The organism is Chryseobacterium lactis (assembly GCF_003815875.1).
GTDB lineage: Bacteria > Bacteroidota > Bacteroidia > Flavobacteriales > Weeksellaceae > Chryseobacterium > Chryseobacterium lactis.
Genome location: NZ_CP033924.1, coordinates 4699888 through 4722896, shown reverse-complemented (window position 1 = coordinate 4722896; position 23009 = coordinate 4699888). Strand labels below are relative to the sequence as shown.

21 protein-coding genes are annotated in these 23009 nt (G+C 35.6%); 15 read left to right on the top strand and 6 right to left on the bottom strand.

Annotated features, from left to right (window positions below):
* Window positions 1-129: 129 nt before the first annotated feature.
* The 9 genes from EG342_RS25240 to EG342_RS21090 all read left to right on the top strand — a co-directional run bounded on the left by EG342_RS25240 (window position 130) and on the right by EG342_RS21090 (window position 10884).
* On the top strand, window positions 130-270 hold the full coding sequence (locus EG342_RS25240; protein ID WP_164465214.1) for a bacteriocin-like protein: 141 nt from the start codon (window positions 130-132) through the stop codon (window positions 268-270).
* 248 nt (window positions 271-518) lie between these two features.
* Entirely contained in the window at window positions 519-740 is a 222-nt protein-coding gene (locus tag EG342_RS21125; RefSeq protein WP_103289557.1) for a hypothetical protein, read from the top strand.
* A 355-nt stretch (window positions 741-1095) separates the two neighbouring features.
* A complete protein-coding gene (purB, locus tag EG342_RS21120) occupies window positions 1096-2523 on the top strand; it encodes an adenylosuccinate lyase (protein WP_103289552.1) in 1428 nt (475 codons plus the stop codon).
* 49 nt (window positions 2524-2572) lie between these two features.
* Window positions 2573-3541 (top strand): WG repeat-containing protein, encoded by a 969-nt coding sequence (locus EG342_RS21115; RefSeq protein WP_103289550.1) that lies wholly within the window; start codon window positions 2573-2575, stop codon window positions 3539-3541.
* Window positions 3542-3556: 15 nt separating this feature from the next.
* Entirely contained in the window at window positions 3557-4981 is a 1425-nt protein-coding gene (locus EG342_RS21110; protein WP_103289548.1) for a serine hydrolase, read from the top strand.
* A gap of 184 nt (window positions 4982-5165) precedes the next feature.
* Complete coding sequence (locus EG342_RS21105) at window positions 5166-8861, top strand: phosphoribosylformylglycinamidine synthase (protein ID WP_103289545.1); 3696 nt, start codon at window positions 5166-5168, stop codon at window positions 8859-8861.
* Window positions 8862-8874: 13 nt separating this feature from the next.
* On the top strand, window positions 8875-9255 hold the full coding sequence (locus EG342_RS21100; RefSeq protein WP_246008678.1) for a barstar family protein: 381 nt from the start codon (window positions 8875-8877) through the stop codon (window positions 9253-9255).
* Window positions 9256-9607: 352 nt separating this feature from the next.
* Window positions 9608-10237: an SGNH/GDSL hydrolase family protein gene (locus tag EG342_RS21095; RefSeq protein ID WP_103289540.1), complete on the top strand. Its 630-nt coding sequence runs from the start codon at window positions 9608-9610 to the stop codon at window positions 10235-10237.
* A 188-nt stretch (window positions 10238-10425) separates the two neighbouring features.
* Entirely contained in the window at window positions 10426-10884 is a 459-nt protein-coding gene (locus EG342_RS21090) for a GyrI-like domain-containing protein (protein WP_103289538.1), read from the top strand.
* Window positions 10885-10979: 95 nt separating this feature from the next.
* Here EG342_RS21090 and EG342_RS21085 read toward each other — a convergent pair whose 3' ends face one another.
* Window positions 10980-11333 carry a diacylglycerol kinase family protein gene (locus tag EG342_RS21085; RefSeq protein WP_103289536.1) on the bottom strand — a complete coding sequence of 118 codons (354 nt, stop codon included), beginning with the start codon at window positions 11331-11333 and terminating at the stop codon, window positions 10980-10982.
* An 80-nt stretch (window positions 11334-11413) separates the two neighbouring features.
* On the opposite strand from EG342_RS21085, the gene EG342_RS21080 reads away from it, so the two are divergent.
* The 6 genes from EG342_RS21080 to EG342_RS21055 all read left to right on the top strand — a co-directional run bounded on the left by EG342_RS21080 (window position 11414) and on the right by EG342_RS21055 (window position 18599).
* Window positions 11414-12025: a hypothetical protein gene (locus EG342_RS21080; protein ID WP_103289534.1), complete on the top strand. Its 612-nt coding sequence runs from the start codon at window positions 11414-11416 to the stop codon at window positions 12023-12025.
* Between the two features lie 84 nt (window positions 12026-12109).
* The gene (gene dnaN, locus EG342_RS21075) at window positions 12110-13240 is read left to right on the top strand and encodes a DNA polymerase III subunit beta (RefSeq protein WP_103289532.1); all 1131 of its coding nucleotides are present in this window, start codon (window positions 12110-12112) and stop codon (window positions 13238-13240) included.
* A gap of 310 nt (window positions 13241-13550) precedes the next feature.
* Entirely contained in the window at window positions 13551-14435 is an 885-nt protein-coding gene (locus EG342_RS21070) for an AraC family transcriptional regulator (protein WP_246008677.1), read from the top strand.
* Between the two features lie 63 nt (window positions 14436-14498).
* Window positions 14499-15113 (top strand): DUF417 family protein, encoded by a 615-nt coding sequence (locus EG342_RS21065; protein WP_103289527.1) that lies wholly within the window; start codon window positions 14499-14501, stop codon window positions 15111-15113.
* Between the two features lie 260 nt (window positions 15114-15373).
* Window positions 15374-17776: a phenylalanine--tRNA ligase subunit beta gene (gene pheT, locus EG342_RS21060; RefSeq protein ID WP_103289525.1), complete on the top strand. Its 2403-nt coding sequence runs from the start codon at window positions 15374-15376 to the stop codon at window positions 17774-17776.
* 412 nt (window positions 17777-18188) lie between these two features.
* Window positions 18189-18599 carry an META domain-containing protein gene (locus EG342_RS21055; protein WP_103290465.1) on the top strand — a complete coding sequence of 137 codons (411 nt, stop codon included), beginning with the start codon at window positions 18189-18191 and terminating at the stop codon, window positions 18597-18599.
* Window positions 18600-18658: 59 nt separating this feature from the next.
* Here the strand turns inward: EG342_RS21055 and EG342_RS21050 are convergent, their stop codons facing one another.
* The 5 genes from EG342_RS21050 to EG342_RS21030 form a co-directional block, all read right to left on the bottom strand.
* Window positions 18659-18898, bottom strand: coding sequence for a hypothetical protein (locus EG342_RS21050; RefSeq protein ID WP_002977986.1), 240 nt, complete (start codon window positions 18896-18898; stop codon window positions 18659-18661).
* 45 nt (window positions 18899-18943) lie between these two features.
* A complete protein-coding gene (locus tag EG342_RS21045; RefSeq protein WP_185126888.1) occupies window positions 18944-19840 on the bottom strand; it encodes a 3-hydroxybutyryl-CoA dehydrogenase in 897 nt (298 codons plus the stop codon).
* Between the two features lie 10 nt (window positions 19841-19850).
* Window positions 19851-20261, bottom strand: coding sequence for a hypothetical protein (locus EG342_RS21040; RefSeq protein WP_103290462.1), 411 nt, complete (start codon window positions 20259-20261; stop codon window positions 19851-19853).
* Between the two features lie 59 nt (window positions 20262-20320).
* The gene (gene bla-A / locus EG342_RS21035; protein ID WP_103289519.1) at window positions 20321-21199 is read right to left on the bottom strand and encodes a CGA/CIA family class A beta-lactamase; all 879 of its coding nucleotides are present in this window, start codon (window positions 21197-21199) and stop codon (window positions 20321-20323) included.
* Window positions 21200-21266: 67 nt separating this feature from the next.
* Complete coding sequence (locus EG342_RS21030; RefSeq protein WP_103289517.1) at window positions 21267-22997, bottom strand: cellulase family glycosylhydrolase; 1731 nt, start codon at window positions 22995-22997, stop codon at window positions 21267-21269.
* Window positions 22998-23009: the final 12 nt, after the last annotated feature.

Sequence of the window (23009 nt, the reverse complement as noted above, 5' to 3'; positions counted from 1 at the left end):
TAAATAGGTAATTAATTTAATTTTAGTAGGTTATGTATTTTTTTATGAAAATTATGTATCTTGGTGTTACCAAATTAAAGCGTAATCCGAAAAGCATAGAGAGTAGGAAAAAAATCAAAAAATGTTATTATGAAAAACCTAAGAAAACTTTCAAAAAGAGAATTGAAAACCGTTCAGGGAGGTATCCCAATGTGTTTGCCAGGATATTTCTGGTGCTCATTCGTCAAAAAATGTATCGCAATAGGATCACAGTGTGGACTTATTGATTAATCCGATTCATAAAAATAAAGTAAAAAAGGTTATCTCAGAAATGGGATAGCCTATTTTTATAATTTATTCCAGTCTTGAATTTTTGTATACTTTTGCTTCAAGGCAAAAGTATAAATTAACAAACATCTATATAATTTTACTCCATTTATTTGTTATTTTGTGGCCTTAATTAGACAATTTTCGTGCGATACATAACAAATCTTAAACTTGCTGTCTGTACTATTATTCTTAATGTTTTTATAATAGCAGTGAATATATACATCATTAAAAAAGGATTCTCTCCTTTTGAAGGAGGAATGAACTTTTCTCTACTATTAATGATTTCGAATATTTTTATTATTCCTGCAATAGCAACATTCTTCAATGATTTAAGAAGTAAATTTATAATCTTGGTGTTGAATGTGCTTGGAACTGTTATAGCTGTATTAGGAGCTTTTCTGGCTTTTCTGATGGTAACAATTCAATGTTAAGCTTATAAAAGGATAAGATTGAATATCATGGTGCCAATACTCGACCTGGGAATTAGGAGCGTTAAGAAAATTTAAATTTAATCCGTTAAAAAATTCCCATTGTCTGAGCATGGCTTGGAATTTAGAATCGAAGCAGAACCACATGATCCATGCGAGTTTGGGGATTTTAGGATTCAATTTAAACTTTTAGCGGATGATTCCAGTCTTGAATTTTTGTATACTTTTGCTTCAAGGCAAAAGTATAAATGAAAATCTATGTAAAATCAACAAAATTTAGTTGAAAAATCATAAAAACAGCATTTTCATCTCTCACCGAAAAACCGTATTTTTGTACATCTAAAAAGTAAAAGAACGAATGAATTCCTACAAAAATCCATTGGAAGAGCGCTATTCCAGTGAAGAAATGTTATTTAATTTCTCACACAATAACAAATTTCGTACCTGGAGAAAGCTTTGGATCGCTTTAGCTGAAATTGAAAAGGACCTTGGTCTTGAAATTACAGAAGAGCAGATCGCTGAATTGAAAGCGAATGCTGAAAATATCGATTATGATAAAGCAGCAGAGTATGAAAAGAAATTCCGTCATGATGTAATGGCACACGTTCATACCTATGGAGACGTTGCCCCTTCAGCAAAAGGAATTATTCACTTGGGAGCTACTTCAGCTTTTGTAGGAGATAACACAGACTTGATTCAAATTCGTGACGGACTTTTAATCTTAAAGAAAAAGTTGGTGAACGTTATGAAAGGATTAGCAGACTTTGCTATTCAATATAAAGACCTTCCGACTTTAGGATTTACCCATTTCCAGCCTGCTCAGCTGACAACTGTTGGAAAAAGAGCTACACTTTGGCTACAGAGTCTGGTGCTGGATATTGAAGAACTTGATTTCTTCCTTGAAACATTACGTTTCAGAGGAGTAAAAGGAACAACAGGAACTGCTGCAAGTTTCCTTGAACTTTTCAACGGAGATTATTCCAAAGTAAAACACCTGGACAAAGAACTTTCAAAAAGATTTGGTTTTGAGAAAGTTTTCGGAGTTTCAGGACAGACATACGACAGAAAAATTGATGCTAAAGTGGTTGCCTTATTAGGAAACATCGCTCAATCTGCTCATAAATTTACCAACGACTTACGTTTACTTCAGAACCTTAAGGAAATTGAAGAACCATTCGAGAAAAACCAGATCGGTTCATCTGCTATGGCATACAAGCGTAACCCGATGAGAAGCGAAAGAATCGGTGCATTGGCGAAATATGTAATGTCTCTGACAACAAGTTCAGCAATGGTAGCTTCTACGCAATGGTTTGAGAGAACATTGGATGATTCTGCAAACAAGAGATTGACTATTCCTCAGGCATTCTTAGCAGTAGATGCAATCCTGTTGATCTGGAACAATATTATGAACGGTATTGTTGTATATCCGAACAGAATCAACAAACATATTGAAGAAGAACTTCCTTTCATGGCAACAGAATACATTATCATGGAAGAAGTAAAAGCCGGTGGTGACCGTCAGGAAATTCACGAGGTGATCAGAGTACATTCTATGGAAGCTTCCAAAAAGGTGAAAGTAGAAGGTAAAGAAAATGACCTGATCGAAAGGATTTTAAATGATGATTCTTTAAAATTAGACAAATCAAAATTAAAAGAAGTTTTGGATCCTAAAAACTTTATAGGGTTTGCACCGATTCAGACGGAGGAGTTCATTAAAAATGAAGTTCAGCCGATTCTGGATGATAATAAAGATCTTATAGGATTAGAAGCTGATCTTAAAGTATAAATGATATGCAGTCCTTTCGGGCTGCATTTTTTATTTCTACCCAATTAATATGAAAAAATCGCTTTTAACCATTGTATTAATACCCATCATTTCTTTTTCCCAACAAAAAGAAGTTTTAAGATATTTTAAATCCAAAGATTCTCTGGTAGGAGTTAAAAATAAAGCAGGGAAAATCATTGTTCCTGCACAGTTTAGAATTTTTGCCTACCTCAAAGACGGAGATCCTGTCGAAGGAGAAACCATTTTATTTGATGGTGAAAAAAATGGCGAAAAGCCTGAAAAAAATACCTGGGGTTATATTTATGACCGAAAAGGAAATTTTCTTTACCGTCCGTTTTTATACGACAATGGCCCGGATTATTTTTCTGAAGGACTTAGACGATTGGTTAAAAATGGAAAAATCGGTTTTGCAGACAGAAATGGAAAAATTAGTATTGAACCGATACATGATTTTGTTTCACCGTTTAATTATGGATATGCAGCATTTTGTGATGGTTGCGATTGGGAAAAGACAGACGACGAACATAAGGCAATTGTAGGAGGAACATGGGGTGTTATGAATACCCAGGGGCAAACTGTAGAGCCACTGGCAAAATATTCAGACAAAGATGTAGAGGTGAACGGTAAGTATTATCCGAATCCGTTTCAATACAATGAAAAAGAACAGAATATCCTTCAGTTTTTTTATAAACAGACTAAAAAGCTTTCTGATATACACCATGTCAATGTTTATAATAAGCTTTCTGATGCCGAAAAGAATTTGTTTTTTGAAATTGTAGAAAGACCGAAAGAAAATTTTCCTTACTACCAGGTAAATACCTACGACTACAGGAAGAAAGAATTGAACCTGTTTTATCGTTTTAAATTCCTTGTATCGGAAGATGGAAAAACATTTTATGGAATAGGTGATTATAACGAGAAAAAAGTGCCTTTTGAAAAATGGTTAAAAGATGAAATGAAACAAGCAGAAAAATTTCAAAAAGAACATCCTAATCATCCGAATAAACTGAACAACTAATAGCACACTATACCCATGAAAAATCTCTTATTACTTGTATTTGTTCTGATGTTTGTGAAAAATCATGCACAAAATGATCAGACAGTTTATTCGATAATAAATACCAATGCCCGAAAATTAGCACAAAAATCAGGAGCCTATTCGGTTTCTATAGGTATTGTGAAAAACGGTAAAGTCTACACCAGACACTTTGGGGAAATAGATAAGGGAAACGGAAATAAAGCAGATGATCATACCTATTTTGAAATAGCCTCCGTTACAAAACTTCTGACAGGGCAATTACTGGCACAGGCAGTACTGGAAGGAAAAGTAAATCTGGATGACGACATTCGTAAATACCTGAAAGGATCATATCCAAATCTGGAATACAAAGGAGTTCCGGTAAAAGTGAAAAATATGATTTCTTTTCGGACAGCATTGCCAAGAAACCTTCCTAATGATGATGCATTAAGGAAAAATATGACAGATGAAACCCCCTTTCTGTATAACAAATTAAATGAAAATTATACAAAAGAAGATTTTAAAAGGGACCTGGCAACTGTTAAACTAGATACACTACCGGGAATAAAATACAGATACAGCAACCTGAGTCTGGAACTTGCAGGGATGATGCTTGAAAATATATATGGAAAAAGTTATGAAACCCTTTTAAAAGAAAATATTTTTTCAAAAGCAGGAATGAATCATACCAAATTACAATTAGATAAAAATGAAGTTCAGGCAAGTGGTTATCACAGTAATTATCGTCTGATGCCGGTTTCAAAAAGTGAGTTGTGGGGAGCGGGAGGAGCCAAAACCAAATCGACCATGGAAGATATGGTGAAGCTTCTACAAGAAGAACTTGATTCAAAAAATAAAATAGTACAGGAATCACAACGAAATATTGACAACAGTAAAAAAGGTTGGAACGGGTACTTCTGGGATCAGTATTATATAAGTGATAAAGGAAAAACAGCATATAAACATGGTGGCTCTTATGGAACACAAACATGGTTTACCATATATCCTGAGTTAAATATCGGTATTTGTCTGATTGTCAATATCAGCGGCCCACAAACCTTTGACGTGTTGTATAATACAGCGTCAGATTTAGTTGATGATTTAATTTCGGTACCAGAAGAAAAGCAGGTATATGGGTATTCGGTGAAGGGAAATAAAGTCATTTTTTCTTATATCCATCCGAAGAATTTGAATGCGGACCTTATCAATACAATCGCAGTAGCCGGAGATTTCAATAACTGGAATCCGGAAGATAAAGAATATCAGATGATAAAAAAAGGAAATGATCATTTTGAACTGGAAATTCCTGTCTCCAGATTTGAAAAAGGAAAAACATATCCGTTTAAATTTGTATTCAATAAAGATGGGTGGACAAGAGCACCCAAAACAGCGACTAATACCGATGGAACAGACCATAATAATCTGACAATAGCATTATAGGAAAAAGATCGAGGTTAAAGAAAGGAAAAAGATTAAATTTGTACTCAAAATGGGAGTCGGATAAGAATATCTAAAAAGAGTTGTTCGTACAGATGAGGTAACAAACAACATTTTGTATAAATGCTCTGAACTCAGAAAAAGTAAAAAGAAAATAAATCTAATATTAAATAAAATCTGACATCTAATGTCTCAAAACAAAAGAATTTTCGTAGAAAAAAGAGGAATTTTCGATGTTGAAAGTCCAAAAATTTTTGATGAAGTAAAAGCGGTTGTACCGGGAGTTCAAAGCGTAAAAGTCTACAATGTGTATGATATTTTCAATTTGAATGACGGAGAATTTGAAAAAGTAGTAAATAATACTTTCGTAGACCCTGTTACTGATATTTTACATTCAGAAAACCCTGCAAAGAGCATCCATTTCGGAATGGAGTTTCTGCCCGGTCAATACGATCAGAGAGCAGATTCTGCACAACAATGTATCGCTTTATTGACGGAAAATGAAAAATCAAAAGTAAGAAGTGGAAAGCTGATCGAGTTTGAAGGAGTTTCGGATACCGATTTGGTGACCATCAAAGAACTTTTGATCAATAAGGTAGAATCTCAGGAAAAAAACTTGTCTATACTGGATATTCCGGCAGATGAAGTGCCTTCAAAAGTGATCGTTCACGAAAACTTTATCAACTTTAATGATGCTGAACTTGAACGTTTTTATAATAATCACGGTTTTGCATTAGGGCTGGATGATTTGAAATTCATTCAGGAATACTTTAAAACCGAACAGAGAAACCCTACGGAAACTGAATTAAAAGTTTTAGACACGTATTGGAGCGACCACTGTCGTCACACTACTTTTGAAACAGAATTGTCAGATATCAGTTTTGAAGGACAGTTCAAACATACATTGGAAACCATTTTCAATGATTATATCGAAAAAAGAAAATTTTTAGGCCGTGAGCTGAAACCAATTTCTTTAATGGATCTGGGAACAGTATGCGGTAAATATTTCCATAAAACCGGAAACCTTGATAACCTTGTCATCTCTGATGAAATCAATGCTTGTACCATTCAGATTGAAGCAGAATACGACGGTAAAAAAGAACCCTGGTATTTATTATTCAAAAATGAAACGCACAATCACCCGACGGAAATTGAACCTTTCGGAGGGGCATCAACTTGTTTGGGAGGGGCAATCAGAGACCCTTTATCAGGAAGATCTTTTGTTTTCCAGGCAATGAGATTGACCGGTGCAGCAGACGTTTTAGAATCTGTAGATAAAACATTACCGGGAAAACTACCTCAGAAAACGATTACTAAACAGGCTGCCAACGGATATTCATCTTATGGTAACCAGATTGGTCTGGCTACAACCATGGTTTCTGAGATCTATGATGAAGGCTACAAGGCAAAAAGAATGGAGGTTGGTTTCGTAACCGGAGCCGTTCCTGTAGATTGGGTAAGACGTGAAAAGCCTGCCAAAGGTGATTCCATTATCATCTTAGGAGGTGCAACAGGTCGTGATGGTGTTGGTGGAGCAAGTGGTAGCTCAAAGGAGCAGGATGAAACTTCTATCCATACCATGAGCTCAGAAGTTCAGAAAGGAAATGCCGTAGAAGAGCGTAAGATCCAGAGATTATTCAGGAATTCCGAAGTAACAAAGCTGATCAAAAAATCAAATGACTTTGGAGCAGGAGGCGTTTCTGTAGCGATTGGTGAAATTGCAGACTCTTTAGAAGTAAACCTTGATGTATTACCATTAAAATATGAAGGATTAAACGGAACAGAACTGGCGATTTCCGAATCTCAGGAAAGAATGGCTGTTGTTGTAGATCCGAAAGATAAAGAGCAGTTCATCAAATTCTGTGAAGCTGAAAACATTGTTGCCGTTGAAGTAGCAAAAGTGACAGATTCAGGAAGAATGCAGATGTTCTGGAAAGGAGACAAAATTGTAGACCTTTCAAGAGCATTTCTTGATACCAACGGGTGTTCAAAATCCCAGACGGTAAAAATCAACCATCTTGGAGAAGTAAAAGAAGAAACCAAAGCATTCACGGAAGAAAACTTCCTGAACGCTTTAAAAGATAAAAACGTAGCCTCTCAAAAAGGACTATTGGAAATGTTCGATTCTTCAGTAGGAGGAACCACGGTAGCAATGCCTTTAGGAGGTAAATATCAGCAGACTCTAATGGAAGGAAGTGTTCAGACGCTGCCTATCCTGGGAGCTAAAGATATTAAAACCGTTTCTTTGGCGAGCTGGGGCTTTGATGCTGAAATTTCAAAACAAAACTCTTTATTAGGAGCTTCTTACGCCATTGTAGAAAGTGTGGCGAAGATCGTTGCTATGGGAGGAGATTATAAAAATATCAGATTAAGCTTCCAGGAATATTTTGAAAAATTAGGACAGGTTCCAGAAAAATGGGGTAAACCTCTGGCTTCTTTACTAGGAGCTTATGATGCACAAATCAACCTTGGTTTAGCGGCAATTGGAGGTAAAGATTCAATGAGTGGAACCTACCAGGATCTGAACGTACCGCCAACACTGATTTCTTTTGCCTGTGCCAACGGAGAAAAACAGAATATTATCTCTCCTGAATTGAAAAATGCAGGAAACAAACTATATTTCTTCAACCATATTGCACAAGAAAGCGGACTTCCGGATTATAAAGCTTTAAAAGAAGTTTTTGAATTTATTTTTGAAAATATTAAAGCAGGAAAAATCGTTTCTGTAAAAACAGTGAAAGAGGGTGGTGTTGCCGTAGCATTGGCAAAAATGAGTTTCGGAAACAGATTAGGAGCAGAAATCAATGTGGATGAAAATACATTGCTGGCTAAAAATATCGGTAGTTTAATCATCGAATCAAAAGAAGAATTAAGCTCAGCAGGAATTCAGTTGATTGGAAATGTGGTTGCGGATGAGATTTTAACCATCAACAATTTCAAATTTCAAATTTCAAATCTCGAATCCAGCTTTACTGGTACATTCGAAAACCTTTTCCCAACAGTAGAAAAAGAAAAGATCACGGTTGAAATTGATGAGAAATCAAACTCTATCAACCCACGAAATATCATCATTCAAAAACACGGAATTGCACAACCTAAAGTTTTTGCTCCGGTGTTCCCGGGAACCAACTGTGAGTATGATACATTGAACGCATTCCAGAAAGAAGGTGCTGTGGTAAGCAGTTTACCTTTAATCAATATCAATCACCAGTTGCTGGAAGAAAGCATAGATGCCTGGGTGGAAGAAATCAGAACATCTCAGATTTTAGCATTCTCAGGAGGTTTCTCCGCAGGTGATGAGCCGGACGGTTCTGCAAAATTCATTGTTAACATGTTGAAAAACGAGAAGATGAGAAATGCCGTTCACGAGTTATTAGACAGAGACGGAATGATCATCGGTATCTGTAATGGTTTCCAGGCTTTGGTTAAATCAGGACTATTGCCGTATGGCAGAATCAAAGATTTGGATGAAAACTCTCCAACCCTAGCTCACAACGCGATCAGAAGACACATTTCTCAAATGGTAACCGTAAAAGTGGTGAATGACGAAAGCCCTTGGTTAAAAGGAATGAAAGATCAGACTTTCACGATTCCAATCTCTCATGGGGAAGGACGTTTCATAGCTTCAGAAGAAGAGATAAGGAAATTGTATGAAAACGGACAGATCGCTACCCAATACATAGACTTTGATGGAAACATCGCCCACGGAATGCCTTTCAACCCCAATAACTCATTATTCGGAATTGAAGGAGTTACCAGCCCATGTGGAAAGATCTACGGAAGAATGGGACACCCGGAACGTTTCACAGACGGTCTTATGAAGAACATACCAACCGCGAATTACCACAATATATTCAAAAACGGTGTTGAATACTTCAAATAAAAATAATAGAAAAATGATCGTCATTCATGGCGGTCATTTTTCATCTTTAGAAGGTTTCTATGAAGAAGCTTCTGAAATTCTGATGAAAGATACAGACTGGAAAGTGGGAACGCTGGATGGCTTTGATGATATCTTGTACGGAGGTTTCGGAGTTTTTGAAAATCATGAAGAAATTGAAATTCTTTGGAAAGAATCAGAAAAATCAAGAGAAGATCTCGGTTTAAAGGTAACTCAGGAATTTTATGAAAATAAAATCAAACAGGGGAAACCTTTTAACATAGAGCTGATTCAGCAAAAACTGAATGATTTGAACGAAGGGAAAGGACAAACATTGTTTGATATTCTGATAGAAATTATCGAATCACACAAGAATATTATTTTGACGTTGGATTGATGAGTAATGAGTGAAAATTTCGAACAGTAATAATTCACTATTTTCAATACTCTACAGCCTGCTTTATCTAATCAACTTGTTGATTGCACCTTTGCTTCCTGAAATCTACGGAATGATAATAAATCCTTTGCGTAAAAAATAAACAGAATTTAAACCATTAGGGTTCATCAAAGATGAATATTTAACTCATTGCTTAAAAACTCTTAAGGGTTCAAAATTCTTTCAACACAATTCTATGGTAAAAAATCTTTCGCAGATTAGCTGGATTCGGTAGATTTTATTTTACTTTGAAAAATATTTTAATCTCTGGATTATGAAGAGTTAAGATCAAAAAAACAAAAGAATTAATTGAATGAAGAAAATAGTGTATGGACTGTTCTTTGGGGACAGTATAACGTATGGAGAATATGATGGCGTTTTTGGAGGTTGGGTTGATATTCTGAAAAGATATGCACTCCAAAAGTTTCATGAAGGAAATGGGGATGAATTAATCCTTTTCAATTTAGGAATTGGAGGAGAAAGTACCGAAGGATTGTTGAAGCGACTGCCTCATGATCTCAGTGCAAGAAATTCTCAGGACGGGAATTTAGTTTTTTTGGGCTACGGAGCTAATGATCTTGCCATAAAAGACGGTGCTCATATCGTAAATCCTGAAACTTTTAAAAATAATATAAAAGCTGCAATTCAGCAGGTAAAGCCGTTTTCCAATGATATTTATCTGGTAAGTATTCTTCCTGTTTCTCAAAAAATAGATGGAGTAGTGGTGGGATCAGGAAAATTAAGAACCAATGAAGAAGTTGTTGTTTATAATAAGATTCTCAAAGATCTGGCAGCAGAATACGCTCTGGTATATATTGATTTCCACACAGCATTTCTGAAAGATAAAGAGTTTTTACTTTCTGCGGACGGCGTTCACCCGAATGAAAAAGGCTATGGAATGATGGCCGAAATCGCAATCCCAATCATTGAAAAATATTTATAAAGCTTTATGCATATTGTGCTTCATCTTCTTAATATCAACCTCAATTGAAAAAGGCTTTAGCCAAAACATAAAATAATCTATCAATCGTCAATTATCAATTATCATTTATCATTCACCTTAACAATCTCTCCTGACAAACAGTTGTCACAACTTCCCTCTATCTTTGGCGTGGAACAAAAAATAAAGAAATGAACAATGTCAAAGTAGAACCGTTTAAGGTAATAGGAATTGCAGTAAGAACCACCAATGAGAATGAACAGGCCGCAAAGGATATTCCGGGACTATGGGAGAAATTCATGAAAGAAAATGTGCTGGAGAATATCCCACATAAAATTGACAATACCGTTTATTCCATTTATACAGAGTATGAAAAGGATCACACAAAGCCTTATACCACACTGTTAGGATGTAAGGTAAATAGTCTTGAAAATATTCCTGAAGGAATGATAGGAAAGTCTTTTGATGGAGGAAATTATGTAAAGCTCACCGCAAAAGGAAACCTGGCAGAAGGGTTGGTAATTAATGAATGGCTGAAAATATGGCAAGCCGATATGGGGAGAATATTTACTGCAGATTTTGAAGTATATGGAGAAAAGGCACAAAATCCACAAGATGCAGAAGTAGATATTTTGATTGCCGTACAATAACACAAAAACAATATTGTACTCTCACAAGCTTTGAATTGAAGACGTAATATTCCCCTCCTCCGGAGGGGTGTCAAATCTCATATTTGACGGGGTGGTTAAAAAATATACTTCCAATACACAAGAATTCCGACAATAACCGAGGCAATTGCCATTAGTACAACCGCTCCGGCAGCAATATCCTTAATGAAGCCGATTCTTTTATCAAAATCCGGTTGGATAATATCACATATCTTTTCAATCGCTGTGTTGAAAATTTCAGCACTTAACACAGCAAATGAAACGAAAAGAATAAGAGCCGCATCAACGGAAGAAAGTTTTAAATAAAAAATCAGAATTACATTGACAAGAAAAGCCAGAAGCTCAATCTGAAAATTTCTTTCTGTTTTGATCATCACAAAAACTCCCCGGAAAGCATTCAGAAAACTTTTATGGATAGGAGGTTTGTGCATGATTTTTTATTTTTAACAAAGATAGTTTTTGTTTTTGATTGTCAGTGGCTATCTCCTATATTTGGAATACAATATTAACTATGAAAAGAAAACTATCATTATTACTGCTTATTTTTCTTTCGTTTTCAGCCTTTTCGCAGGATTATAAACAGAAAATAGCGAAAGCTTCATGCGAGTGTACTGCAGAAATGAAAAATAAAAATCTCAGTCCTAAAGAGGTAAACACCCAATTTGGTCTTTGCGTCATAAAATCTGCAATGCCCTACACCAAAGAATTGAAACGGGATTACAATATTGACACAACAAGTTTAGGAGCGGATGAAAGTCCGGAGGCAGATCGGTTTTTTCAAAATCTGTCATTGATGATGATGACAGAATGTTCAGATACCTTTTCAGATTTTATAAAAAATGGTGAGTCACCATCGAAGGAGCAGAAAGATTTTGTCCTCAAAGGAACCATTACAAAAATTGAAAAAGAAAATTTTGTGGTATTCTATCTGATGGACGAAAATAAAAATTTGAAAAAATTAAATTGGGTAACCGGCATAGAATCCAACCTGGATTTACCGAAGGAATATAGCTCTTTATTGAACAAAAAAGTAACGGCAAATTACTATACAGCCGATATTTTTGATGTCAGAATAAATGACTATCGAAACATGAACATAATATCAAGTCTCAAAACAGATTAATGATGTTTGTTAAAAACTCCTCAAGATTATTTTTTTCTTTGTTATATCTATTTATTATATTTGTAGAAACTTATTTTTAAATCTATGAAATTTATTATTTCAAGTGGTGAACTGCAGAAGGCTTTGCAAACTGTAAGTGGCGTAATATCAAGCTCTCAATCGAGACCGATTTTAGAAAACTATCTTTTTGAACTAGACGGAAATAATGTTACCATTACAGCATCTGACGGCGAGACGACTCTTGTAACTTCTTTGGAGGTGAAGTCTGATGACTCAGGTAAATTTGCTGTTCCTGCTAAAATTTTTCAGGATTTTATCAAGACATATGGCGAACAACCTCTTACATTTGTTGTAAAGGACAATGCAGAAGGAACGGGAAGTCAGCTTGAGATTTTAGATGAAAAAGACAATTTCGCAGTAGCATTAGATAATGCTGATGACTATCCTGAATTGCCTGAATTTGACGCCTCACAAAGCGTAATCATGCCGGCTGGAGTATTGTCTGAAGCGCTTACCAATACCCTTTTTGCTACAAGTAACGACTCTCTTCGCCCTGTAATGACAGGCGTTCTGTTCCAGTTTGGAGAAAATGAAACCAATTTCGTTTCTACAGATTCTCACAGATTGGTAGTGTATAAAAGAGCAGACCTGATGAATGCCGAACCTATGGAATTCATCATGCCTAAAAAACCTTTGAACATTTTCAAAAATATCCTGGCAAGTTCCAATGAAGAAGTGAGAATCGACTTCAATGAGAATATGGCTAAGTTTACTTTTGATAAACATATCTGGATCTGTAGACTGATTGACGGAAAATACCCGAACTATACAGCGGTAATTCCAAAGGAAAATCCAAATGTATTGACGATCAACAGAAACCTTTTGTTGGGAGCAATCAAAAGAGCTTCGATCATGTCTAATAAATCTACCAACCAGGTAAGATTTAAGCTTTCAGGAAATATTCTTCACCTTCATGCAGAAGATACTGAATACGCAAACAAAGCAGATATGCAGATTCCTTGTGACTACAACGGAGAAGATATCAATATTGGATTCAGCTCAAAATTTTTAACAGAGATGTTAACGATTTTAGGGTCCGATGATATCACAATGAAAATGTCTCAACCTAACAGACCGGGGATCATTGAGCCTCTTGATGGTCTTGAAGAAAACGAAAACATCTTAATGTTATCAATGCCGGTAATCGGATTGTAAGATTAAGAATTCAATACAAAATAGAAGCTGGAATTAATTTTCCGGCTTTTGTTTTTTTAATTAAAACCATTAAGAAAAGTCAAAATAGTAAGAAAAATTAAGCTACATCAAAGGTGAATAAAGGAAACATCTGAAAAATAGCTTCAGCTATCTCTTAATTTTTCTTAATCACTTAAAAAGACTTAATGGTTCAAATAGCGTCAGAACAAGATTAAACACAAATTACACTAATGAATTGCACAAATATCACAACTACTTATAGATTGGACTAAATATTAAATAGTGTTATTCGTGAAAATAGTTGTGCTGTTTGTGTTTAAGAAAATATATTTTTCCGATTTTTGTACTGATTCTTCACCTGATTATGGAAGTAAAAATACAATCCTGTCACATCTCAGATTTTCCTTCAGAGCTTACTACTGAAAATTACAGCATTGTGGTATGGAAAGGTTCCGGTGTATTTTCTGTGGATGATATCAATTATTCTTACGAAGGCTATACAATCTTATTTTTATCGCCCTATCAAAAACTGAAACTGTCTTCAAAATCTGATGAGGAGGTTTCCGTGCTTCTTTTTCATGGAGACTATTACTGTATTGAATACCATAAAGAGGAAGTAGCCTGCAACGGACTTCTTTTCAATAATATTTATTTAAATCCTGGAATTGAGCTTACTAGAGAGAACTATGTATATATTTTAGAACTTTTTAGTTATATCAAAAAAGAAGAATCTGAAAAGCACCAGTTTTCCGAATCGATCATCAAGACCTATATCCAACTGATTCTTGCGATTTGCAGTAAACAGAAAAGTGGTTTGAGCAGCAGTTCTGTTTCCAATGAAAAACTACCGAATAAAAACGCGGTTGAATTTCAGAAATTGTTGGAAGCTCATTTCAGAAATGAAAAAGAGCTTTCATTTTATAGTGATAAACTAAATATCACCAACAATACTTTAAGCAAGGCAGTTAAAAAGGAATTTGCCAAAACACCTACTCAGTTGATCAATGAAAGAATTATCCTGGAATCTAAAAAATTGCTGCACTTAACCTATCGTTCGGTAAAAGAAATTGCTTCAGAATTGGGATTTACTGATGAATTCTACTTTAGCCGGTATTTTAAGAAGTCAGTCGGATGTTCTCCAAAAAATTATAGAGAAAAAGTGGGGATTTCAGTGGTGGCGAAAATGTCCATGTAATGTCCTTAAATATCTATGGTTATGCGCTGAGCATGTGAATACCTTTGTAAAAAAGTTAATCATATGCAAAACACTAAATTGTACAACAGTTTATTAAAATGGGACACCTATTTCCTTAATTTCCTTAGAATCTCAATATTCGTAGTCATGGCCTGGATTGGCGGGCTTAAAGCATTTCAATATGAAGCCGAGGGAATTGTTCCTTTTGTAGCCAATAGTCCGTTCATGAGCTTTTTTTATAAAAATGCAGAGAATAAGGTTTTTAACGAAGATCAAAAACTGGTTGCAGAATATAATTTATATAAAAATCCGGAAGGAAAAGTAGTACAGAAAAACATCAATTGGCATAAAGAAAACGGTACCTATTTGTTTTCATATGGCTTGGGGACAATGATTCTTGTGATTGGTATCTTGGTGGTTTTGGGCATCTGGTTTCCTAAATTGGGAGCTATTGGTGGCGCTTTGACGTTTTTAATGTCATTCGTAACCTTATCATTCCTGGTCACTACGCCGGAAGTATATGTGCCCAATCTGGGTGGTGATTATCCGACCCCTCAATACGGATTTCCTTATCTGTCGGGAGCAGGGCGTCTGGTATTGAAAGATATCATCATGATGGCTGGAGGGCTTCTGCTGTTTTCAGATAGCCTCAAAAAGGTCGTTAAACCATTACAGTAATTTATTCTCTTTAATCTTGTACTTTTTTTGCTAAAATACAAGAGAACAACATTCTCATCTGATGATTTGTGAAACTATAATTAACGAAAATTTATTATCTTAAAGTTGCCTGTAAATTTCTGTATTTCTCAAAAAAACCCGACATTTGTACGCTTAAAACTGTACGACTATAATCGTGCAAAATTCAAATAAATTTTTGAAAATATATCAGATGAAACCGTGAAGGTGACCTCTGGCTTTAGAAAAAATAAAATTATCGGATGAAAATATCAAACAACTGGCTGAAGGACTTTGTAAAAACGGAATTGAAAACTGAAAGAATCGGTGAGTTTCTTACAGATATAGGTCTTGAAGTTGAAGGGATAGATAAATTTGAAAGTGTAAAAGGTAGTCTGGAAGGAATAGTTGTAGGTAAAGTATTAACCTGTGAGAAACATCCGAATGCCGATAAACTGAAGAAGACCACTGTAGATGTAGGAAACGGAAAAGTGTTGAATATCGTCTGCGGAGCTCCTAATGTGGAAGCAGGACAAACAGTGCCTGTAGCAGTTGTCGGAACTAAAATCTATGATAAAACCGGAGGCTTTTTTGAAATTAAAGAAGCAAAGATCAGAAGCGAGGTTTCTCAGGGAATGATCTGTGCAGAAGATGAGCTGGGCCTTAGCGAAGATCACGGTGGAATCATGGTGCTGGATGAAACGAAATATGAAGTAGGAAAAAACTTTGCCGATTATTTTGAATTAACAAATGATGAGGTTTTTGAAATTGGTTTAACGCCAAACAGAACAGACGCTATGTCTCATTATGGGGTTGCAAGAGATCTTCATGCTTACCTTTCTACCAACCAGTTGAAATCTCAGTTTAATAAAGTAGCATCCGAAGCTTTAAATAGTGAAGGTTCACATGATTTCAAACTTGAAATTGAAGATGCAGAGCTTTGTCCAAGATATATCGGAGCGGTAATTGAAGGGGTAAAAGTTGCAGAATCTCCATCCTGGTTGAAAGACCGTTTGAAAGCAATCGGACTAAGCCCTATCAATAATGTTGTAGATATTACCAACTATATTCTTCACGGGTACGGACAGCCTCTTCACGCATTTGATGCAGATAAAATTGCAGACAAAAAGGTGAAAGTTGGCGTTGTAAAAGCGGGAACAAAATTCACAACTTTGGACGGAGTAGAAAGAACATTGAACGGTTCAGAAATCATGATCAAAGATGGAAAAGATAACCCGATGTGTATTGCAGGAGTTTTTGGTGGACAAAATTCAGGGGTATCTGAAACAACAAAAACAGTATTCCTGGAAAGCGCTTATTTCAATCCGATTGCAGTAAGAAAAGGTGCTAAAGCACACGGCTTAAATACAGATGCTTCTTTCAGATTTGAAAGAGGTGTAGATCCTAATCTTACAAGAACAGCCATTACTCATGCTATTAAACTGATTCAGGAAATCACTGAAGGAAAGCTGGTAGGAGAGTTGTTGGAAGAATATCCTAAGAAAATTGAAGATAACTATGTGATCCTGAGATTTTCTAAAATAGAACAGATTTTAGGAACAAAAATTCACAGAGAAAAAGTAAAAGAAATATTAAAAGCTTTGGAAATTCAGGTTTTAAATGAAATTCCTAATGGTTTTGAAATCTCTGTACCTGCTTACAGAGCAGATGTAACAAGAGAAATCGACGTTATTGAAGAGATTCTTAGAATCTACGGATACAACAAAATAGATGCTCCACAAAAGATTTCGTTTACTCCTGTAAAACTGAGTGCAAACGATCAGGATGAGCTGGAAAATACATGGGCGAGAAATTTACAAAGTCTTGGATTCAACGAAGTAATGAACAACTCATTGACTTCTGTAAAAGATGAAACAGATGCTGTAAAATTATTGAATCCGTTAAGTAATGACCTTGCATTCATGAGAAAGTCTTTATTGGAAGGGCTTCTTCAGAATACAGTTTATAATATCAACAGAAAGAATCAGGATATTAAGTTCTTCGAATTCGGAAAAATTTATCACAAGAGAGATAAATATGAAGAAAGAAAGCAATTAGCCATTCTTATTTCCGGGAGAGATGTTGCTGAAAACTGGTTGCAGCCAAAATCTGCTGTAAGTTTTTATAACCTTAAAGCTTATGTAAAAGTTTTATTGGAAAGACTGGCTATCAATTATAAAGAGGTTGCTTTATCTGACGAAAGATTCTCCGATGCTTTGGTATATGAAGCTGATGGAAAAGCGTTGGTAAGAATCGGAAAAGTGGCTCCTGCATTATTAAAAGACTTTGATATTGATCAGGATTGCTTCTATGCTGAAATTGAGCTGGAATTTGCACAGGAATTACGTGCTAAGAATGAATTGAAGTTTAAAGACATTCCGAAGTTCAATAAAATCAGGAGAGACCTTGCATTATTGATTGATAAGAATGTAAACTACGAAGATTTATATCAGATTGCAAAAAAGAACAAGTCTCCATTCATCAAAAGTATTAACCTGTTTGATGTATATGAGGGCAAAAACCTTCCTGAAGGTAAGAAGTCATACGCTATGAGCTTTGAATTATTAAACGAAGAGAAAACCCTTGAAGAAAAGGAAATCACAGAAGTAATGGATTCTTTGATTAAATCTTTCCAGAAAGAATTCAATGCAGAATTAAGATCTTAATGATATAAGATGACAGATATATTGAAACGGGCTTTTTTAAAGTCCGTTTTTTTTTGTTTATAAATATTTATACGGATCAATCTTAGGGAGTGAGCTTTACGAGCTATTTAGTAATGGTAATGAAGGTCTGGTAAGGGTTTGGATTCCTACGAAATGACAATGTTTGTCTGTATCATTTATTATTTCATTCAATCGGATAACTCTGATTTTGTCTTAAGATTTATGACCTTCTTTGCGACCAGCATTTTCCCAACACTTTTGTGTTTATTTGTGAAAAGCATTAGTGTCATTAGTGCTTAAAATTGGAGTGGAAAATATTCAAACTATAGAGTGTTAAAGAATAATAAAATTCATGACAACCCGTTTAAATAATATTATTTCCGTAAATTTGGATGAATTCAAAAAGAAAAAAATGAAAAATCTTTTTTTAAGTATATGTGCGGCAGCGGTTTTAGCATCTTGCGGATCAATGACTAGTCCATCTGCGTCTAAAGTAGGAAAAGCTCAACCGGCGCTTGTCAATACAAAGTGGACGTTGGCTGACAATGTAAAAGGAAAAATTCCGACATTGAATATTGAAGGAGAAAAGATCACAGGTAATGCAGGTTGTAATAACTACTTCGGAACCGCTAAAATAGATCCGTCTACAGGAGATTTCTCTGCAGGTCAGATGGGATCTACCAAAATGATGTGTAATAACATCGGGGTAGAGCAGAACTTTATGGATATGATGGGGAAAGCCAATAAGTATGTGATTTCCGGAAATACTTTAGAATTGTACAAAGACAATCTTTTATTATTGAAATTCAATAAGGCAGAATAAAACAAAAGGAACTCAATTGAGTTCCTTTTTTATGTTTTAGAGTGTTGTTGATTGATTGATTAATCTTCCTCTTCTTCGTCATATTTAGCCAGCTCCTCGTCGCACCATTTGAATGCTGCTTCTACCACTTTCGTAGCCTCGTCTGCCATCGTTTCTTCATCGTCACCCTCAAGATCATCTAACCACTCAACTTCTTCTTCCTCAACGTTTAAGATAAATCTTGGATATTCTGTGTGAACTACGAATAAATCTTCTGGAAATTCCGAATTATCTGCTAATAAAAACTTTGGTAATTTCATTTTTTTAATGTTTTAACTTGCTCAAAGATAAATAAAATTATTGACTTAAGATGACTTCAAAAACATTTTTGAAACTTTTTCAGCTTTTTTGCTTTCAGAATAATCGTAAAACCCTTCTCCTGATTTTACACCCAGTTTTCCTGCCATAACCATGTTTACAAGCAATGGGTTCGGAGCGTATTTTGGATTTTTGAAACCGTCATACATCACATTCAGAATAGCAAGACATACATCAAGTCCGATAAAGTCGGCCAACTGAAGTGGTCCCATCGGATGAGCCATTCCTAATTTCATTACCGTATCAATTTCCTCTACACCCGCCACACCATTGTAGAGCGTTTCAATAGATTCGTTGATCATCGGCATTAAAATTCTGTTCGCTACAAAACCTGGATAATCGTTCACTTCTACAGGAACTTTTCCTAGCGTTTTACTCATTTCGTAGATGGCATCAAATGTCTCTTTAGAAGTAGAATATCCTTTGATGATTTCTACCAGCTTCATGATAGGCACAGGGTTCATAAAGTGCATTCCGATTACTTTATCTGCTCTTTTAGTTGCTGCAGCAATTTTAGTAATCGAGATCGAAGACGTATTGGTAGCCAGGATGCAACCTGCCGGAGCCAATTGATCCATTTGACCGAAGATTTTTAACTTCAGGTCCATATTTTCAGTAGCAGCTTCTACAATAAGATCTGCCGTTCCTACAGCGTCATTCAATGCTGTGAAAGTAGTAATATTTCCTAAAGTTTCAGCTTTTTGCTCTTCTGTAAGGTTTCCCTTTGCAATTATTCTGTCAAGATTGGTGGTAATAGTTTTCAAACCCTTATCTAAAGCTTCCTGTGATACATCCACAAGATTTACTTTAAATCCGCTTTGTGCGAAAGTATGTGCAATACCATTACCCATGGTTCCAGCCCCAATAACTACAATGTTTTTAATCATTTTTCCTTTATTTTTTATAGATAGTTAAATTCTTAGCATTTGTAAGATCAGATTGAGAGACAACACTCGTAGAATCAAAGAAAACATTTCCTTTGCTGCTTTGTGGTTTGTCGTTGTTCTGATTAGAAACTGCTGCCATAAGACCTCTCACGAGCCTGCTTTTTTGATTTTTGGTGAGAAAATCGGTACCTACGTAGAGGTTGTATTCACCTTCTCTGCCTAATCCTCTTTGGATTAATATTTCCAGACTTTTGATATGGTTTTTCTTTTTAAACTCTTTCAGATAGCCGATGACAGGTTTTTCAGAAGGCGGCCCGCAGCAAACACTTCCGTAGGTGATTTGCAAATAATTTTGATTCTTCTGTGAATAAAAGAATGCGAAAGACAATAAAGCCGTTACTAATACTACTTTTTTCATGTTCATGAATTTGATTGAGTATGTACTCAATTCTCAGCGCTAAAATTAAGCTTAATATTTTACTTATTAAAATTATCCCAAACGATCTTGGAAATATCGGAAACCATTCTCGTATTCACTTTTTCTGTTTCTGTAGAATTGTTTACAAATACAGCAATTGCATAATGTTTTCCGTTCGGAAGCGTAATAATTCCCATGTCGTTTTCTGCTACAGTAAGAACGCCATCTGGCTTTCCTGAAGAGCCTGTTTTGTGGGCAACCGGGGTGCCTTTGGGTAGTTGCTCAACAATTTTATTGGTTCCTGTTGTTGTACCAATCATAATCTGCATCAAGAGATCGGTAGATTTTTTAGAAATCAGCTTTCCGTCATAGAATTTTTTTAAGAGCTCAACTGAAGAATTGGTTGTGCCGGAATTGCCATATTGATTCTTCCAGTCTCTATGCATATCATCTTCATTGTATTTGATCTGAAGGTTTTTTACTCCTTTAGAATTCATGAAATTCTGGACGGTTTGTGGACCTCCTATAAGTCGTAAAAGAAAATCACAGGTATTATTGTCACTTTGAGCAACTGTGTAGGTGAGAATTTCTTCTAAAGAAAGTTCAATATTTCCATCAGGATATTTTTCGCGCAGCGGCGACCATGTATCTTCAAGTAAATCCGTTTTTTTCATTAAAAATTTCTGATCTGCTGAAAACTTGCCTTTATCCACCATATCCAAAACGGTACTGGCCAGGTGGAACTTAAAGACACTTAGTAAAGGAAGCTTTTTGTCTCCGTTTTTGCTGTATTTGAAATTATTTTCAAAACCAAGAACAGATACGCCCACGGTAGCTTTTTTATCCTTGATTATTGAATTGATTTTTTGATCCAGTGTTGATTTCTGAGCCGAAGCAAATGCTGAAACCAAAAGAAGTAAAAATGTTATTTTTTTCATAGTAATAGAGTTAAAAGAAATCCCTTTTAGGCTTCTAAAAGGGATTTGCAATTTAAGATATTTATTGTTATTTCACTTCAAAATAATTCAGGTTTAGTCCGTCATTTTCAAAAATAATTCTGATTTTGTTTTCTCCTTTTTGAAGAGGTACATCTTTCACGGAGATCGTTTTCCAGTTTTCATCTCCTCCGGTAGCACTTAACGATACAGATGCCAGAGACTTTCCTGCAGCAGTTTCAATTCTTATTTTTGAATCTTTCTGCGCAGAATATCTGATGTCAAAACTGTAATTTTTGCCTGCTTTAGTGGTAAATGTATATTGAAGCCACTCACCAGTCTCAGTTTTGCCGACGTAATATTGATTGGTTATTTTATCATGACACTTATAAATATCTACGCCGTCATTTCTCATCTGCTGCCCGGAATTCCATTCCGATCTTTTAGCAGGATCACTCACCCAAAGGTTAATAAAATCTTTATCCTGATAAGCGGCACCTATCCTTCCAAGATCATATTCTGACGCAAATATTCTGCCCGGAATCTGATGGTTTTTGAATGGCAGGGTAGAAGCGTCCGTAACCTGTCTGAACATTGCATCAATCACATCATTTTTAACCTCCGTATTGCTGAATTTATAGTTGTCGGCAATTTTCATCAACGCTTTTGAAGCATACTCTTTAGATGGCTTTTCACCTCCTTTTGTCCAGTATTCCAGTAGCTTTTCATACTCAGGAGTCGTTTTCACATTGGTAATTCCTGCAATATTATCGATCTTTTTCATAGGCCAGAAAGCATATCCGATATTATGCTTATCTAGCAGTTGAATGAGCTCTGTAAACCACACATTGGAATTTTCTCCCGTTTCCCCAAGCCAGATCGGCATATTGTGTTTTTCCCTTAGATCCAAGGCAAACTGTATCGTTTTATCGTCATTGTAATTCCAGTATTTATGAAAGCTGAATGCCATATTTTTGTCCCAGATCGATATCAGGCCGTTGTAGTTATTGCCCCAGCCGTTTCCTTCAATGAAAATAATATGCTTCTGATCAACTTCCCGAATAGCGTCAGTGATATCCTTTTGTAATTTCCAAAGAGGAGCATTCGACGTTTCGTCTGTACCGTTGGGGTTCTTTCCGGTGAAATTAATATTAGGCTCATTGATAATATCATATCCGCCGATCCATGGTTCATTTTTATACCGTTCTGCAAGTTTCTTCCAAAGAGCAACAGTTTTTCTTTGATTTTCTTGGCTTTCCCAAAGTGAAGGTTTGGATTTGTCATTATCGGAGATATTGGCATCATTTCCCTGGCCGCCGGGAGCAGCATGAAGATCAAGGATCAGATAAATTTTGTTGTCTTTACACCATTGAAGTAAATCATCGGTCATTTTAAAACCTTCATTCAACCACGTATCGTTACCCTTTACAGGCTCTTTTTCTATAGAGAGCGTATACAGGTTGTAGTGCATAGGAAGCCTGATAGAGTTGAATCCTGCTTTTGCTAAAAAATCAATATCCTGTTTTGTAATTCCGTTTTTCAGATAGGCTTTGTAGAAATTATTCATTCCGTCTTCACCTATCAGTTCAGCGATCTTTTCCTTAATTTTATATTGTGGGCCTGCAAAATCTGCCGTTTTTAGCATATAGCCTTCCTGAAGCATCCATCCACCCAATCCTAAACCTCTCAATTGGATATTTTCACCCTTATCATTAATTATTTTTTGTCCCGAAGTTTTTAATAACTGTGACGTCCCAAATTGGGACAATAATAAAGCGGATAATAGAATGACTCTTTTCATAGTGGTTTTAAT

Coding starts and splice junctions, on each gene's coding strand:
- EG342_RS21090 (WP_103289538.1), top strand. CDS start 10,426: ATGAACAATGTCAAAGTAGAACCGTTTAAGGTAATAGGAATTGCAGTA.
- EG342_RS21055 (WP_103290465.1), top strand. CDS start 18,189: ATGAAAAATCTTTTTTTAAGTATATGTGCGGCAGCGGTTTTAGCATCT.
- EG342_RS21040 (WP_103290462.1), bottom strand. CDS start 20,261: ATGAAAAAAGTAGTATTAGTAACGGCTTTATTGTCTTTCGCATTCTTT.
- EG342_RS21085 (WP_103289536.1), bottom strand. CDS start 11,333: ATGCACAAACCTCCTATCCATAAAAGTTTTCTGAATGCTTTCCGGGGA.
- EG342_RS21095 (WP_103289540.1), top strand. CDS start 9,608: ATGAAGAAAATAGTGTATGGACTGTTCTTTGGGGACAGTATAACGTAT.
- EG342_RS21080 (WP_103289534.1), top strand. CDS start 11,414: ATGAAAAGAAAACTATCATTATTACTGCTTATTTTTCTTTCGTTTTCA.
- dnaN (WP_103289532.1), top strand. CDS start 12,110: ATGAAATTTATTATTTCAAGTGGTGAACTGCAGAAGGCTTTGCAAACT.
- EG342_RS21050 (WP_002977986.1), bottom strand. CDS start 18,898: ATGAAATTACCAAAGTTTTTATTAGCAGATAATTCGGAATTTCCAGAA.
- EG342_RS21110 (WP_103289548.1), top strand. CDS start 3,557: ATGAAAAATCTCTTATTACTTGTATTTGTTCTGATGTTTGTGAAAAAT.
- purB (WP_103289552.1), top strand. CDS start 1,096: ATGAATTCCTACAAAAATCCATTGGAAGAGCGCTATTCCAGTGAAGAA.
- EG342_RS25240 (WP_164465214.1), top strand. CDS start 130: ATGAAAAACCTAAGAAAACTTTCAAAAAGAGAATTGAAAACCGTTCAG.
- EG342_RS21030 (WP_103289517.1), bottom strand. CDS start 22,997: ATGAAAAGAGTCATTCTATTATCCGCTTTATTATTGTCCCAATTTGGG.
- EG342_RS21100 (WP_246008678.1), top strand. CDS start 8,875: ATGATCGTCATTCATGGCGGTCATTTTTCATCTTTAGAAGGTTTCTAT.
- bla-A (WP_103289519.1), bottom strand. CDS start 21,199: ATGAAAAAAATAACATTTTTACTTCTTTTGGTTTCAGCATTTGCTTCG.
- EG342_RS21115 (WP_103289550.1), top strand. CDS start 2,573: ATGAAAAAATCGCTTTTAACCATTGTATTAATACCCATCATTTCTTTT.
- EG342_RS21065 (WP_103289527.1), top strand. CDS start 14,499: ATGCAAAACACTAAATTGTACAACAGTTTATTAAAATGGGACACCTAT.
- pheT (WP_103289525.1), top strand. CDS start 15,374: ATGAAAATATCAAACAACTGGCTGAAGGACTTTGTAAAAACGGAATTG.
- EG342_RS21105 (WP_103289545.1), top strand. CDS start 5,166: ATGTCTCAAAACAAAAGAATTTTCGTAGAAAAAAGAGGAATTTTCGAT.